This is a genomic window from Burkholderia sp. Bp9012, from assembly GCF_003853825.1.
Classification (GTDB): domain Bacteria; phylum Pseudomonadota; class Gammaproteobacteria; order Burkholderiales; family Burkholderiaceae; genus Burkholderia; species Burkholderia diffusa.
The window spans coordinates 1-14,319 of record NZ_QTQA01000040.1 but is presented as its reverse complement, the minus strand read 5'-3'; the positions used below and the strand labels follow the sequence as shown (position 1 = coordinate 14,319).

General features: G+C 68.5%; 17 protein-coding genes. 1 reads left to right on the top strand and 16 read right to left on the bottom strand.

Features of this window, described 5'->3' with window-relative positions; all coding sequences use genetic code 11:
• Positions 1 to 13 precede the first annotated feature (13 nt).
• The 7 genes from DIE11_RS33330 to DIE11_RS33300 form a co-directional block, all read right to left on the bottom strand.
• Positions 14 to 1,300 carry a dihydroorotase gene (locus tag DIE11_RS33330; protein WP_124629578.1) on the bottom strand — a complete coding sequence of 429 codons (1,287 nt, stop codon included), beginning with the start codon at positions 1,298 to 1,300 and terminating at the stop codon, positions 14 to 16.
• A gap of 61 nt (positions 1,301 to 1,361) precedes the next feature.
• Positions 1,362 to 2,393 (bottom strand): aspartate carbamoyltransferase catalytic subunit, encoded by a 1,032-nt coding sequence (locus tag DIE11_RS33325; protein ID WP_059608134.1) that lies wholly within the window; start codon positions 2,391 to 2,393, stop codon positions 1,362 to 1,364.
• A gap of 74 nt (positions 2,394 to 2,467) precedes the next feature.
• Positions 2,468 to 2,983 carry a bifunctional pyr operon transcriptional regulator/uracil phosphoribosyltransferase PyrR gene (gene pyrR, locus DIE11_RS33320; protein ID WP_059681461.1) on the bottom strand — a complete coding sequence of 172 codons (516 nt, stop codon included), beginning with the start codon at positions 2,981 to 2,983 and terminating at the stop codon, positions 2,468 to 2,470.
• Positions 2,970 to 3,419 carry a Holliday junction resolvase RuvX gene (gene ruvX / locus DIE11_RS33315; RefSeq protein ID WP_124629577.1) on the bottom strand — a complete coding sequence of 150 codons (450 nt, stop codon included), beginning with the start codon at positions 3,417 to 3,419 and terminating at the stop codon, positions 2,970 to 2,972. The genes pyrR and ruvX overlap by 14 nt, the downstream gene beginning before the upstream one ends.
• Positions 3,416 to 3,994 (bottom strand): YqgE/AlgH family protein, encoded by a 579-nt coding sequence (locus DIE11_RS33310; protein ID WP_006751106.1) that lies wholly within the window; start codon positions 3,992 to 3,994, stop codon positions 3,416 to 3,418. Before DIE11_RS33310 ends, ruvX begins: the two co-directional genes overlap by 4 nt.
• Positions 3,995 to 4,176: 182 nt before the next feature.
• Entirely contained in the window at positions 4,177 to 5,481 is a 1,305-nt protein-coding gene (locus DIE11_RS33305) for a hypothetical protein (RefSeq protein ID WP_124629576.1), read from the bottom strand.
• Positions 5,482 to 5,585: 104 nt separating this feature from the next.
• Positions 5,586 to 5,756, bottom strand: coding sequence for a rubredoxin (locus DIE11_RS33300; protein WP_004186709.1), 171 nt, complete (start codon positions 5,754 to 5,756; stop codon positions 5,586 to 5,588).
• A gap of 254 nt (positions 5,757 to 6,010) precedes the next feature.
• Between DIE11_RS33300 and DIE11_RS33295 the strand changes: the two genes are divergently transcribed.
• Positions 6,011 to 6,877, top strand: coding sequence for a hydroxymethylpyrimidine/phosphomethylpyrimidine kinase (locus DIE11_RS33295; protein ID WP_059608131.1), 867 nt, complete (start codon positions 6,011 to 6,013; stop codon positions 6,875 to 6,877).
• 169 nt (positions 6,878 to 7,046) lie between these two features.
• Here the strand turns inward: DIE11_RS33295 and groL are convergent, their stop codons facing one another.
• The 9 genes from groL to DIE11_RS33250 form a co-directional block, all read right to left on the bottom strand.
• The gene (gene groL / locus DIE11_RS33290) at positions 7,047 to 8,687 is read right to left on the bottom strand and encodes a chaperonin GroEL (RefSeq protein ID WP_059611329.1); all 1,641 of its coding nucleotides are present in this window, start codon (positions 8,685 to 8,687) and stop codon (positions 7,047 to 7,049) included.
• Between the two features lie 46 nt (positions 8,688 to 8,733).
• Positions 8,734 to 9,027 carry a co-chaperone GroES gene (locus DIE11_RS33285; RefSeq protein ID WP_011544732.1) on the bottom strand — a complete coding sequence of 98 codons (294 nt, stop codon included), beginning with the start codon at positions 9,025 to 9,027 and terminating at the stop codon, positions 8,734 to 8,736.
• A gap of 374 nt (positions 9,028 to 9,401) precedes the next feature.
• On the bottom strand, positions 9,402 to 9,911 hold the full coding sequence (locus DIE11_RS33280; RefSeq protein ID WP_059608129.1) for an SRPBCC family protein: 510 nt from the start codon (positions 9,909 to 9,911) through the stop codon (positions 9,402 to 9,404).
• Positions 9,912 to 9,952: 41 nt separating this feature from the next.
• Complete coding sequence (locus tag DIE11_RS33275) at positions 9,953 to 10,585, bottom strand: DUF1571 domain-containing protein (protein WP_124629575.1); 633 nt, start codon at positions 10,583 to 10,585, stop codon at positions 9,953 to 9,955.
• The gene (locus DIE11_RS33270; RefSeq protein ID WP_124629574.1) at positions 10,582 to 10,995 is read right to left on the bottom strand and encodes a quinol oxidase; all 414 of its coding nucleotides are present in this window, start codon (positions 10,993 to 10,995) and stop codon (positions 10,582 to 10,584) included. The genes DIE11_RS33275 and DIE11_RS33270 overlap by 4 nt, the downstream gene beginning before the upstream one ends.
• 27 nt (positions 10,996 to 11,022) lie before the next feature.
• Positions 11,023 to 11,811 (bottom strand): anti-sigma factor, encoded by a 789-nt coding sequence (locus tag DIE11_RS33265; protein ID WP_124629573.1) that lies wholly within the window; start codon positions 11,809 to 11,811, stop codon positions 11,023 to 11,025.
• Entirely contained in the window at positions 11,811 to 12,326 is a 516-nt protein-coding gene (locus tag DIE11_RS33260) for a sigma-70 family RNA polymerase sigma factor (RefSeq protein WP_059608125.1), read from the bottom strand. Before DIE11_RS33260 ends, DIE11_RS33265 begins: the two co-directional genes overlap by 1 nt.
• Positions 12,327 to 12,381: 55 nt before the next feature.
• Positions 12,382 to 12,741 (bottom strand): hypothetical protein, encoded by a 360-nt coding sequence (locus DIE11_RS33255; protein ID WP_124629572.1) that lies wholly within the window; start codon positions 12,739 to 12,741, stop codon positions 12,382 to 12,384.
• Positions 12,742 to 13,017: 276 nt separating this feature from the next.
• The coding region (locus DIE11_RS33250) for a beta strand repeat-containing protein (RefSeq protein ID WP_409364595.1) at positions 13,018 to 14,319 on the bottom strand (1,302 nt) is incomplete at its 5' end.

Here is a 14,319-nt window from a genome sequence, read left to right as displayed (position 1 = left end):
GATCCGGCGTGGTTCAGTGGCGCTCGAACGCGACCTGCCCGGCCACGAGCGTCGCACGCACGCAAGCCGGCAGTTCGTAGCCGAGGAACGGCGAATTGTGACCCTGGCTCTTCAGCGCGCGCGGCTCGACACGCCAGTGCGCGCGCGGATCGAACACGCACAGATCGGCCGCGCCGCCTTCGGCAAGACGCCCGGCCGGCAGCTGCAGCACGTCGGCCGGCGCCGCGGTGATGCGGCGCAGCGCCTGCGCGAGCGGCGTCCTGGTTTCGTCGGCCCACTTCACCGTCAGCGACAGCAACAGTTCGAGCCCCGTCGCACCGGGCGTCGCTTCGGCGAACGGCAGCAGCTTCTCGTCGTCGTCGACCGGCGTGTGATCGGAGCAGATCGCATCGATCGTGCCGTCGGCGAGCGCCGCGCGGATCGCTTCGCGATCGCGCTCGCCGCGCAGCGGCGGATCGAGCCGGAACTGCGAATCGAAATAGCCGATGTCGACGTCGATCAGGTGCAGGTGATTCACGCCGACGTCGCAGGTCACGGGCAGCCCCTCGGCCTTCGCCTCGCGCACGAGCGCGAGGCCCGCCGCCGACGACAGCCGCGCGAGGTGCACGCGCGCGCCCGTCACGCGCATCAGTTCGAAGATCGTGTGCAGCGCGATCGTCTCGGCCGCGACCGGCACGCCGGACAGTCCGAGCCGCGACGCGAGCGCGCCGCTCGCCGCGACACCGCCACGGCCGATGAACGCGTCGAGCGGACGCAGCCACGTCGTGTAACCGTAGGTGCTCGCGTACTGCAGCGCACGCAGCAACACCTGCGTGTCGCGCACCGGCACGTTCGCGTGCGTGAAACCGACGCAGCCCGACTCGGTCAGCGCGACCATCTCGGTGATCACTTCGCCCTTGAGGCCAACGGTGAGCGCGCCGAGCGGATGGACGTTGGCCTGGTGGAGGTTGCGGGCGCGGAACTTGAGCATCTCGACGAGGCCCGGCTCGTCGAGCACGGGGTCGGTGTCCGGCGGGCACACGAGGGTCGTGACGCCGCCGGCGACGGCCGCGGCCATCTCGGACGCGAGCGTCGCCTTGTGCTCGTAGCCGGGCTCGCGCAGCCGCGCGCACAGGTCGACGAGACCGGGGGCAACGATCAGGCCAGCAGCGTCGATCGTCTTGTCCGCGTTGAAACCGGCCGGCGCCGCACCAGCCGCCGCGATCGCGGCGATCTTGCCGTCCGCGACGAATACGTCGGCCTGCCGTTCGGTGCCGGCGACCGGGTCGATCAGCGTGCCGCCTTGGATATGAATCTTCATGCGCTGTCTGTGAATGCGTTGAATGCGTTGAATGCCTGGATAAGGATGCGCGTAGGCGGGCTCAGTCGCTGTTGCCGGCAACGATGCCCATCACCGCCATCCGCACGGCGATGCCGAACGTGACCTGGTTGAGGATCACCGACTGCGGACCGTCGGCGACCTGCGAGTCGATCTCGACGCCGCGGTTCATCGGGCCCGGGTGCATCACGATCGCGTCGGGCGCGGCGAGCGCGAGGCGCTCGGGCGTCAGGCCCCAGGTCTTGAAGTATTCTTGCGCGGACGGCAGCAGCGCGCCGCTCATCCGCTCGTTCTGCAGGCGCAGCATGATGATCACGTCGACGCCCTTCAGCCCTTCGTCGAGGTTGTGGAACACCTTCACGCCCATCTGTTCGAGGCCGCCCGGCAGCAGCGTGCGCGGGCCGATCGCGCGCACTTCCGGCACGCCGAGCGTGGTGAGCGCGTGAATATCGGAGCGCGCGACGCGCGAATGCAGGATGTCGCCGACGATCGCCACGCGCAGCTTCGTGAAGTCGCGCTTGTAGTGACGGATCGTGTACATGTCGAGCAGGCCCTGCGTCGGGTGCGCGTGACGGCCGTCGCCGGCGTTGATCACGTGCACGTGCGGCGCGCAGTGCTCGGCGATCAGATACGGCGCGCCGCTCGACGCATGGCGCACGACGAACAGGTCGGCATGCATCGCCGACAGGTTGTTGATCGTGTCGAGCAGCGACTCGCCCTTGCTCGTCGACGACGCGTTGATGTTCAGGTTCAGCACGTCGGCCGACAGGCGGGTCGCGGCGATCTCGAAGGTCGTGCGCGTGCGCGTCGAGTTCTCGAAGAACAGGTTGAACACCGACTTGCCGCGCAGGAGCGGCACCTTCTTCACCTCGCGGTCCGTCACGCTGACGAACTGCTCGGCCGTATCGAGAATGTGGTTGACGATCGAGCGCGGCAGCCCCTCGATCGACAGCAGGTGTTTCAGCTCGCCGTTTTTCGTGAGCTGCGGGTTGCCCTTCAGGAAACCGTAGCGGAACCGCTCGGGGCTCGCGGTCGCAGCGGGATTGCCGGTGCGGCCAGTGGTGTCGGTAGTCATGGTGTGCGTGATTCCAACTATGCAAACGGGCCGCGGTACGAACCGGCGGCCCGGGATACGGTTTCGCGGTTCGGTCAGGCGCCGTGCGCCTCGATGCGCAGCGTCAGCTGCGCGGCTTCGTCGCGCGCGAGCACGAGCGTCGCATCGGCCGGCACGTCGAGCGTGCCGCCCGCGAAGCGCGCGGCGACCGGCAGCTCGCGGCCGCCGCGATCGGCGAGCACCGCGAGCTCGACCGCGGCCGGACGGCCGTAGTCGAACAGTTCGTTGAGCGCGGCGCGCACGGTGCGGCCGGTGTACAGCACGTCGTCGACGAGCACGATGCGCGCGCCGTCGACGTCGAACGGCAGCGACGTCGGGCTCGCCTGGCTGTGCAGCCCCTTCTTCGCGTAGTCGTCGCGATGCAGCGCGACGTTCACGACGCCGAACGCCGGCGCGCCGAGATCGCGCGCGAGGCGCTCGGCGAGCCACGCGCCGCCGCTGTAAATGCCGGCGAGCCGCGGGCCGCCCGGCTCGGCGAAGGCCGTGCCGTATGCGTCGCGGATCTGGTCGAGCAGGACGCGGTAGAGCGCGTCGGCGTCAATGGTGCTCATGGTCGGACAATTGATCGAGATACTGTTGAAGGATCACGCGCGCGGCCTCGGCGTCGAGCATCTCGGCGCGTGCGCGCCCGCGCACGTTGCGCTCGCGCAGCCCGGCCTCGGCCTCGACCGACGAATAGCGTTCGTCGACCCACGTGACGGGCAGCCCGAAGCGGCCGTTCAGCTGGTTGCCGAAACGCTTCGCCTGCTGCGTCATCTCGTGCGGCGTGCCGTCCGGATGCATCGGCAGGCCGACGACGAGCGCGTCGGGCCGCCATTCGGCCAGCAGTTCGCCGACCGCCTTGAAGCGGTGCTCGCGGTTCAGGTTGGAAATCACGACGAGGGCACGGGCCGAGCGCGTCAGCGCATTGCCGATCGCGACGCCGATTCGCTTTTCGCCGTAGTCGAACGCCAGGAGCGTCGCATCGCGCGCGCTCGCGCCACTCATGCGTGCCCTGCTTCGCCGGACAGCATCGACGAGCTGACGCCGAGCAGGCCCAGTGCGGCTTCGAAGCGTTCCTCGGCCGGCGTGTCGAACACGATGCGGGGATCGGCGGCCACGGTCAGCCAGCCGTTGCGGGAAATTTCTTCCTCGAGCTGACCGGCGCCCCAGCCTGCATGGCCGAGCGTCAGCAGGAAGCGTTTCGGGCCGGTGCCCGTCGCGACCGCCTCGAGCACATCCTTCGACGTCGTCATCTCGAGCCCGCCCTCGACCGACATGGACGAGTTGTAGTTCGCGCCCTCGACCGGCTCGTGCAGCACGAAGCCGCGCTCGGTCTGGACCGGGCCGCCGAAGTACACGGGGATGTGCAGCAGCGGCTCGATGTCGAGCTTCAGGTCGATGCGGTTGAACAGCGATTCGAGGTCGATGTCGGTGGGACGATTGATGACGAGGCCGAGCGCGCCGCGCTCGCTGTGATCGCAAAGATAGACCACCGTTCCCGAAAACGTCGGATCCGCCATGTTCGGCATGGCGATCAGGAACTGGTTGGTGAGATTGATGCGATCGGAAGGCTTTGACATGGTTTGAATTTTAGCAAAGACGCCGCGACCTGACCGGGCCGCGATCAACAAGCAACGCCGCGCGACGCTGGCAACGACGCGCGCGGATCACACGGCACTCTAACACGCGCGCGGGCGCTGTCGGCAGCGTGTTGCCGGCCCGCGCGACAAGGGCTGCCGCTGCGGTCGCGCCCCGTTGTGCGTCAGGCCCGGCCGAGCGCCGCGCCGAGCGCCCCGGACGCCGCGGTCAGGTCCGGCGGCGCCACCCCCGCGGCGATCTTCAGCAGCGCGGCGCGCAGCATGTCGGACGCGCGGGCGTGTGCATCGAGCCCGCCGTCGGCGAGCGGCATGCCGTGCGCGGCGCGGCGCCACGCGAGCCCGAGCGTGTCGGCCAGCAGCGCCGCATGACCGAGCCCGAGCGCGCACGCGGCCGTACCGACCCGGTAGGCGGCCGCGGATGCGCGCCATGCGGCCCCCGCATCGGCCGCGGCCGGATCGACGGCCAGATCGGCCATCGACGCGTCGGCCGTCTGCAGGAAATCCTCATACGCATGCGCGTTGACGGTCACGACGCCGAGCGCACGGGTCGGCGCGACGGCAACCGCGTCGTGCTCGGCCCGCGCGGCGTCGGCCTCCCACAGCGCCTCGGACGCGGGCGTGCCGGCGACATGCCAGTCCACGGTCAGCCCATAGTCGTGCAGCACGTCGACGAGCGCGACGTCTTCCGCGGCTGCGCCGAACAGCGCGAAATCGCGCCACAACAGCGCAACCGTCTCGCGCACGAGCTCGGGCGGCGCGCTGCGCCGCCGGCCCTGCGCCTGCTCGCCGAGCAGCAGGTTCGTCCGCGCGAGAAAACGCTTCAGTTCGGGCGCGCCGGTTGCGCGCAGCGCACGCTGGCACGCTGCCGCGAGCCGCCAGAAATCGTACGGGCCATCGTCGGCCAGCGCAGCCTGCATCGCACCGAGTTCGTCGAGCGCGGCGTCGGGCGCGCCGTGCTGCGCACGCAGCACGCCGAGCAGCGCCTGCTCGTAGCGGGCGCGTACCCGGGTCGCGATCTCCTCGGGCAGTACGCGCAGCGTGGCCTGCGGCACCGCGCGACCGACGAGCGCGAGCGCGTCGAGCGGCGTGCTCGCACGCAGGTCGGCGGCGCTTTGCGCACGCAATGCACGGAAATGATCGAAGAGAACGGACGAACAGGCGAGTTCGCGCAGGTTGTGGCGGCCGACGGCCGCGCGGAAGTCGCGCAGCGCGGCTCGCCAGCCGGCCGAAGTCGGCTCGGCGGCGACGAGCGGCACGGCGGCCGACAGTTGCCCGGCGAAACGGGCGGCCGGCAGCCAGCCGGCCTCCGCCAGCACGGCGGCGGCGGCTGACAGCGGCGCGGCCGCGTCGTCCCGGTGCTCGAATGCGTCGGCGGCTGCCGCGAGCCACGCGTCGGCGGCGCGCACGGCCCCGCCACGCGGGTTGGGCAGTGCGTCAGGGTGAGAAACGTTGGCCGGATCGGACGTCATGGACACGCGCGCCTGTCATCGTCAAGTCGCTCGCGCCGGCCGCGGCGCAAGAGCGCCGGGCAACCGCGAGGCCGAAGCGGTGTGTCCGTGGGCCAAGGGTCCGGTCAGATCTGGACCATCTCGAAGTCTTCCTTGCGAGCGCCGCATTCGGGGCACGTCCAGTTGATCGGGACGTCTTCCCAGCGCGTGCCCGGGGCGATGCCCTCTTCGGGCAGCCCGGCTTCTTCGTCATAAATCCAGCCACAAATCAGGCACATCCAGCTCTTGTATTCCATCTTAAGCCGCGTCGGGAAAAGTCGGTAAATTCGGGAGCCATGATGGTACCGTGTCGGGGCCGGACTGCCTAGCAATCGCGCTGGAGTACGGCGACTACGTTGCGCTGCGCTAAAAATTCCGTCGTGCGGGCCGGATTCCGCCGCATAATGACTGAAAAGTGCGGCCTGCCGGGCAACACGGGGCCGAAACGCCCACTTCGCCTCGCCGTCCGCAGTTCTGTCGCTTCCCCGTTTTTTTCTTGCCCCATTTCTACATGTCCAGCAACGCCCCTCCGATCGTCCTCACCTTCGGCCTGTCCGATCCCACCGGCGGTTCCGGCCTCCAAGCCGATCTGATGACCCTGGCGAGCATGGGCTGTCACGGCGTGTCCGTCCTGACGGGCTACACCGTGCGCGACTCCGCCGCCTGCGACGAAGTGACCGGCCTCGATCCCGATGTCGTCGCCGCCCAGGCGCGCATGCTGCTCGAGGACATGCCGGTCGCCGCGTTCAAGATCGGCGCCGCGACGCGCGCGGAAGTCGTGAGCGCGATCGCGGAAGTGGTCGCCGACTACGACGGCGTGCCGCTCGTGCTCGCACCGGACTTCACGCTCGACGATGAGCACGTGCTCGCCGCCGACGATCTGCGCGAATCGATCGCCGACCTGCTCGCACCGCAGACGACACTGCTGGTCGCCGACCACGCGACGCTGATCGCGCTCGCGCAGCCGGACGGCGATGCCGAGGCGCCGAATCTCGACGCGGCCGTATCGCACCTGCTGTCGCAGGGCTGCGAGTACATCCTGTCGTCGGAGACGGGTTCGCACCGGCTCGTCAACACGCTGTACGGCGAGGAAGGCCAGCTTCGCGAAGACATGTGGGATCGCTCGCCGCACCGGCTGATGGGCATCACCGACACGCTCGGCGCGGCGATCGCGGCACTGCTCGCGAACGGCCAGGAGCCGCCCGAAGCGGTGCGCGAGGCGCAGGAATACCTGTACCAGGCCGTCCGCGACGCGTTCCGGCCCGGCATGGGCGCGTACCTGCCCGACCGGTTCTTCTGGGCGCGCAGCAACGATGAGGAAGGCGGGCGTCCGGTGACGGACAGCAGCAAAACCTCGCCGCGAATCGCCCGGCATTGACGCCGCGCGGCGGCCCTGCGCCGCCGTTGCGCGCCGCCTGCTCTCGCTTAGGAGCCGCATGCCAGCCCCTTTCGCGTGCGCATAAAAAAAGACCCGCATCGCTGCGGGTCTTTTCTTTTGGCTGGAACGCGCATCGCTGCGCGTTCCGGACACCATCGACCGAAGTCGATTACATGTCCATGCCCATGCCGCCCATGCCGCCCGGCATGCCGCCCGGCATCGGTGCATCTTCCTTCGGCAGTTCTGCGACAGCTGCGTCCGTCGTCAGCAGCAGGCCTGCAACCGAAGCTGCGTTCTGCAGTGCGGTACGCGTGACCTTGGTCGGGTCGACGACGCCGGCTTCGACCATGTCGACGTACTCGCCCGTCGCTGCGTTGTAGCCGTAGTTGCCCTTGCCTGCTGCAACTGCTGCGACCACGACGCTCGCTTCTTCGCCGCCGTTCGTGACGATCTGGCGCAGCGGCTCTTCCATTGCGCGCAGCACGATCTTGATGCCTGCGTTCTGATCGGCGTTCGCGCCGGTCACGCCTGCGATCGCGGTACGTGCACGGATCAGCGCAACGCCGCCGCCCGGGACGATGCCTTCTTCAACGGCAGCGCGGGTTGCGTGCAGCGCGTCTTCGACGCGTGCCTTCTTTTCCTTCATTTCGACTTCGGTCGCAGCGCCGACCTTGATCACTGCCACGCCGCCGGCCAGCTTGGCCACGCGCTCTTGCAGCTTTTCACGGTCGTAGTCCGACGTCGCTTCTTCGATTTGCGTGCGGATCTGCTTGACGCGCGCTTCGATGTTCACGGCTTCGCCTGCGCCGTCGATGATCGTCGTGTTTTCCTTGCCCACTTCGATGCGCTTCGCCTGGCCCAGTTCAGCCAGCGTTGCCTTCTCGAGCGTCAGGCCGGTTTCTTCCGCGACGACTTGACCGCCGGTCAGGATCGCGATGTCTTCCAGCATCGCCTTGCGACGATCGCCGAAGCCCGGCGCCTTGACCGCAACGGTCTTCAGGATGCCGCGGATGTTGTTGACGACCAGCGTTGCGAGCGCTTCGCCTTCGACGTCTTCGGCGATGATCAGCAGCGGACGGCCTGCCTTCGCGACTTGTTCGAGCACCGGCAGCAGATCGCGGATGTTCGACACCTTCTTGTCGTGCAGCAGCACGAACGGGTTTTCGAGGACGGCGACTTGCTTGTCCGGGTTGTTGATGAAGTACGGCGACAGGTAGCCGCGGTCGAATTGCATGCCTTCGACGACGTCGAGTTCGTCGGCCAGCGACTTGCCGTCTTCGACGGTGATCACGCCTTCCTTGCCGACCTTGTCCATCGCTTCAGCGATGCGATCGCCGATCGACGAGTCGCTGTTCGCCGAGATCGAGCCGACCTGTGCGATTTCCTTGTTCGTCGTGCACGGCTTGCTGATCTTCTTCAGCTCTTCGACAGCCGCTGCGACTGCCTTGTCGATGCCGCGCTTCAGGTCCATCGGGTTCATGCCCGATGCGACGTACTTCATGCCTTCGCGAACGATCGATTGCGCGAGGACGGTTGCCGTCGTCGTGCCGTCGCCTGCGTTGTCGCTGGTCTTGGAAGCGACTTCCTTGACCATTTGCGCGCCCATGTTCTGGAGCTTGTCCTTCAGCTCGATTTCCTTCGCGACCGACACACCGTCCTTGGTGACCGTCGGGCCGCCGAAGCTGCGCTCGAGCACCACGTTGCGGCCCTTCGGACCCAGCGTGACCTTGACTGCGTTGGCGAGAATGTTCACGCCTTCGACCATCTTCGAACGGGCGGAATCGCCGAATACGACGTCTTTAGCTGCCATCTTCTAACTCCTTGAATTCTTGGGAATATGTACCGTCAGTGGACGCTTACTTCGCGTTGACCACGGCCATGATGTCTTCTTCGCGCATGACCAGCAGTTCCTGGCCGTCGACCTTGACGGTCTGGCCTGCGTACTTGCCGAACAGGACGCGATCGCCGACCTTCACGTCGAGCGCGATCGGAGCGCCCTTGTCGTCACGCTTGCCCGGGCCGACCGCGAGGATCTCGCCTTGATCCGGCTTTTCAGCAGCGGCTTCGGGGATGACGATGCCCGAGGCGGTCTTGGTTTCTTGATCCAGACGCTTGACGATCACGCGATCGTGCAAAGGACGAAGGTTCATATTCACTCCTCTCTTGACTGAGATTGAAGAACGCTTGGGGAATCTGCCCGGCAAATCGCCCGGCAGAGAATTGTTAGCACTCTCGTGCAGCGAGTGCTAATTATATGGACGGGTTTTGACAAATTCAAGAAGGGGAGCCGGAGGTTTTTTCGTGCGAGGCGGAACGACGGAAAAACGGGGGTGAATCACAAAAATTCATTTAAAACAATTACATAAGCATCAATCTCGCACACCAGGAGCGGACGGGATACGGGAAATCCCGACCCTCGCCCCAATTTGACACGGGGCGAGCACCGAGTTCCCGCGGTCGTCCGGCATCGCGTGAAAAAGGCTGCTCGGACCCGACAGGGGCCCAAACGGCGGCCACGGGATCGTCACATGTCCGGACAGCCCGCCACTGGCTGGAACGTCCGGCCGTCGGTCACGACCGTCGCGCCGAGCAGTCGCGCGAGGCCTTTCGCGCCTTCGCGCATCACGACGTCGTGATTCCAGGCGAACAGCGGGCGCGCGATCGGCTCCAGCCAGTTCATCCAGCGCTCGCGCGTGCGGATGTGCCAGTCGTAGCGCACGACGGTGCGCGCACCGTCGCCGGCGAACGACCAGCGGCCGTCGCCTTCGATCGCGCCGCTCGCGCGGCCTTCGAGCACATGCGGCCGCTCGACGCGCAGCACGCGCATGTCGAAGGTCAGCCGGTACGGCAACGCGCCTTTCCACGTGTATCGCTGCAGCGCGCCGACGCCGCGCGCATCGCCGCGCTCGATCTCGGCGGTCTGCACGGCACTCTTCCACCAGTCGGGCCAGCGATCGACCTGGTAGATCGCGTCCCAGACAGCCGCGAGGGGCGCGTCCACGCGCCACGTCGTCGAAAACCGGTATTCCGCCATGCTGCCTCCGGCGCGAATCAGAATCGGGATCAAGCGCGCGATCAGGGCGCGAAAAAGCGGGCGGGAAACGCGACGTCGATCTCGACGTCATCGAGCGTCACCGTTTCGAGCGGCACGCCGTCGTCATCCGCGAAGCTGACGACCTTCAGCGGAAAGCCGTCCTCGGCGTCCAGCCACAACAGATAGCGATGCACGCCGTCAACCACGTGTGCGGGCGCGCCCGTCACCGATACGCGCAGCGCGGTACGGCCGCCGATGGTTTCCTTGCCTTCCGTCACGGTCGCACCGCCCTGCTGCAGCGCGTGTACGTTACGCAGCAGCACGCCGACATCCGACCGGTCGACGCGATGGCCGCTGCGGTCGCGCAGGAGCGGATTGGACGGCGACAGCGTCAGCGCGGGCAGCGCATGCTCGCCGAACGGGCGCAGCCGCACCTTGCCCGCGTCAGGGTCGTACGCGAGCACCGCGCCGTGATGCGGCGACACGAAGTCCATCCGGACGAAACCGGGTTTCCGGTATGCATAGTGGAATTCGGCGTGCTCGCCGCTTCGCGCGGACGAGCGGATCGTCGCGCGGTACGAATGGACCTGGTCGAAATGCGACTGCGCGATGGTAACGGGATCGGCTGTCATGCTCGCTCCTATCAGGCTCGCGGCCAGCAATGCGGTGATCACGGCGCCGCCTCGACGTCGAGCACGCCTTCCATTCCGCGCTCGCGATGGCTGCGCAGGAACAGCAGCCGATGCGTGCAATAGTAGGCGAAGCGGCCGGGCGCCGTCGGCGTGAAGCGCAACGTGCGCGGCGTCGTGCCCAGTTCGGTGTGCACCGCGATCCCGGCCTGCGGCGCGTCGATCTCGAAACTGTGCGGCACGACGCCCGGTTCGGCCGATACCGTGAGTTCGACCGGCACGTGCGCGCGGATGATCACGTGGTTCGGGCGAAAGAAATAGCTGCCGCCGACGATCGCCACCCGCTGCACGCCGTCAGCATCGACCGGCACGCGCACCGGCGCATCGCCGTCCGCCCGCGCGAGCCCGGCGCCCGCCACGAGCGCCACCGCCGCCATCACCGCCTTCGTGTTCATGTTGGCTCCCTGCCGACGTCGCGCGCGTCACCCCTTCCACGCGTCGGTCGGTCCGCCGAGCGCGCCGCATGCTTCGATCGCGAGCTCGCGCAGCCGTCGTTCGTCGGCGCGTCCGGAGAGCGCGTAACCCATGCCGCGATCGGACCAGAAATACGTGTCGCGGCCGCTGGCCGACATCGACTGCGGCGCGAAGCGCCGCGCATCGTAGGCCGTCATGTAGAGCGTCACGCGCTTGCCGTCCGCACGCTGGTACATCAGTTGCGCGGCCGGCCCCGCGTCGCCCGGCAGCAGCCGGCCGCCCAGCAATGCATATCCGTATTCGTCGAGCGACGGCGCGCGCACGGACCGCCCAAGACGCGCGGACAGCCACGCGGCAAGGCGCGCCGGATCGCGTGCGTCGACCTCGACCGGATGCTCCCGATCGGCCGCGTACACGGCGTACGCGACGTCCGCGCGCGCGGCAAAGGCCGGCTCGGCACCGAACGTCGTCCAGCCCGCGTGCAGCGCGACGCCGATCACCAGCCCGGCCGCCAGTCCCGCGAATGCATACGCGACGCCGCGCCAGCGCGGTGCGCGCCGCTGCACAAACAGCGCGGGTGCGGCGGCAGGCAGCGGGAACAGCGCGTGCAACGCGTCGCGCTGCGCGCCGTAATGCGCAAACCGGTCGGCTTCGCGCGGATCGGACTGCAGCCGTTCGAGCACCTCGCGGCGCTCCTGTCCGGACAGTTCGCCGTCGAGCAGCGCCGACAGCAATTGCGCCGATGCATCGGCTCCGCCGTCTCGATCATTCGAAGATTTGCGCGGATCGTCGTCCATCATGTCTTCCCGATCACCCGTAACGCGGCCGCGCCGCGCGCCGGCGACTCGCCGGACAGCAGCGCACGCATCTGTTCACGCGCCCGCGACAACCGCGACATCACCGTCCCCACCGGCACGCCAAGCACCTGTGCGGCTTCGCGGTAACTCAATTCCTCGAGCGCGACCAGGAGCAGCACCTCGCGCTGCTCGACGGGCAGCCGATACAGCGCGCGCTGCACGTCGCGCAGCAGCAGGCCGCCGATCTCGTCGGTCGGCGCGGCCATCGTCTGCCATGGCGCGGTCGCATCGTCGACCGCGATCTCGTGCCGCGCGCGCAACTGGTCGATGAAGCGGTGGCGCAGCAGCGTCAGCAGCCACGCACGCAGGTTTCCGCCGTCGCGCGGCGGCCGGTTCAGCGCGCGCTCGAGCGTGTCCTGCACGAGATCGTCCGCCCAGGCCCGCTCGCCCGTCAGCGCGCGCGCATATCGCGTGAGATGCGGCAGCCACACCAGCAGGTCCGATTCGTAGCTCATCCGGATGCCTCGCGCATCGCCGCGCCGTCAGTCCGTCATTCGGTCCGTCGGTTTCTCAGGGGCGCGCGACGTGCCACATGCCGCCGATCCCGTCGCCGCCGGCATCGCCGGCCTTGCGGTCCATCTTCCAGCGATACAGCGGACGGCCGTGGTAAGCCCATTGCTTCCGGCCGTCGTCGCGCGTGACGAGGCTCAGTGCACCCGTCGCCTTGTCGTATCCGTCGGCGAGCGCCGGCGGCCAGTTGGCCGCACAGGTGCCGGTGCAGGTGCTCTTGCCCGGCGCGTCGTGATCGAACACGTACAGCGTCATGTGATCTTCGTCGACCAGTTTCCCGTCACCGGCCTGCGGCGGCTCGGCGGCCGCGGGCCGCGCGATCGCGGCCGTCAGCGCGATGGCGAACAGCATCGTCTTCATTCCCGTTCTCCTTGACATGGCATCGCGGCACGGTGGCGCCGGACGGGACGTCGACTTCGTCATGACCATTATCCCGCTGTCCGGCCGCGCCGAGACTCGGTATGTAAACGGACGAAACCGGCCGGTTATTCCATGCCACCCCACAAAGCGACGCCATTCCTCACGGGAAACACATCGGGAACCCAAAGAAAACGCGGCATGACATTGCTGTCATGCCGCGATGTACGACCCGTTGCGCGCGGCGGGCGATGCGCCGCCGCCGCGCGTTCCGGCCGGTTACTTCGGCAATGCGCCAGTCACCGCCTGCAGCAGCGTCGACACCGGCGCGAGCGGGTTGTTCGCGGAGCCGTTGCCCGAGTGCGGCGTGACCGACAGGCTCGGCGTGGAACCCAGCGCCGCGCCCAGCGTCGTGCCGACAGCATTGACGACCGTTGCCGTCGCGTTGCCGGTCGTCGACACCAGCGAACCGGTCGCGCCCGCCGTGCTGCCGGCCGCGCTCGCGCCGGAGCCGAGCAGGCTGCCGCCCGCCGCAGCCGTCGAACCCGCCGCGCCCGACAGCGCGCCGGCCGCCTGCCCGAGGGCTGCCGGACCGTTCGCGAGGGCGCCCGTCACCGAACCGAGTGCGCCGGTCAGTGCGCCGGCCGGGTTGCTGCCGCCGGTCAGACCGCTGACGAGGTTCGTGATCGGCGCGATCGGGCTGCCGCCTGAGCCCGACAGCGTGCCGACGACCTGGTTCACGACACCCTGCACCGGGGCCAGCGGGTTCGTGCCGCCGAGGTTGCCGAGCGCGCCCGTCACCGAGCTCACGGCCCCCGTCAGTGCGCCGGCCGGATTGCTGCCGCCGAGCGTGCCGACCACCTGGTTCACGACGCCTTGCACCGGCGCCAGCGGGTTCGTACCGCCGAGGTTGCCGAGTGCACCCGTCACCGAACTGACCGCGTTGCTCAGTGCGGCTGCCGGGTTGCCGCTGCCGAGCGTGCCGACGACCTGGTTCACGACGCCCTGGACCGGGGCCAGCGGGTTTGTGCTACCGAGGTTGCCGAGCGCGCTCGTGACCGAACCGAGTGCGCCGGTCAGCGCGCCGGCCGCGTTGCCACCCGTCGGCAGTGCGTTCTGCAGGCCGCTGACGAGGTTCGTGATCGGCGCGATCGGGCTGCCGCCGCCGGCGCCCGACAACGTGCCGACGACCTGGTTCACGACGCCCTGCACCGGCGCCAGCGGGTTCGTGCCGCCGAGGTTGCCGAGCGCGCCCGTCATCGAGTTCACGGCGTCCGTCAGTGCACTGGCCGGGTTGCCGTTGCCAAGCGTGCCGGCGAGTTGCGTGACGGCGCCTTGCACCGGTGCCAGCGGACTCGACGCGCCGCCGATGTTGCCGAGCGTCCCGGTGATCGTATTGACCGCGTTGCCCAGCGCACCGGCCGGATTGCCGCTGCCCACCGTGCCCGTGACCTGGTCGACAATGTTCTGGATTGGTGTCAGCGGGTTCGTGCCGCCGACGTTCCCCAGTGCACCCGTGACCGTGCCCAGCGCACCGGTCAACGCACCTGCCGGATTGCCGCCACCGAGCGCCCCCGTCAC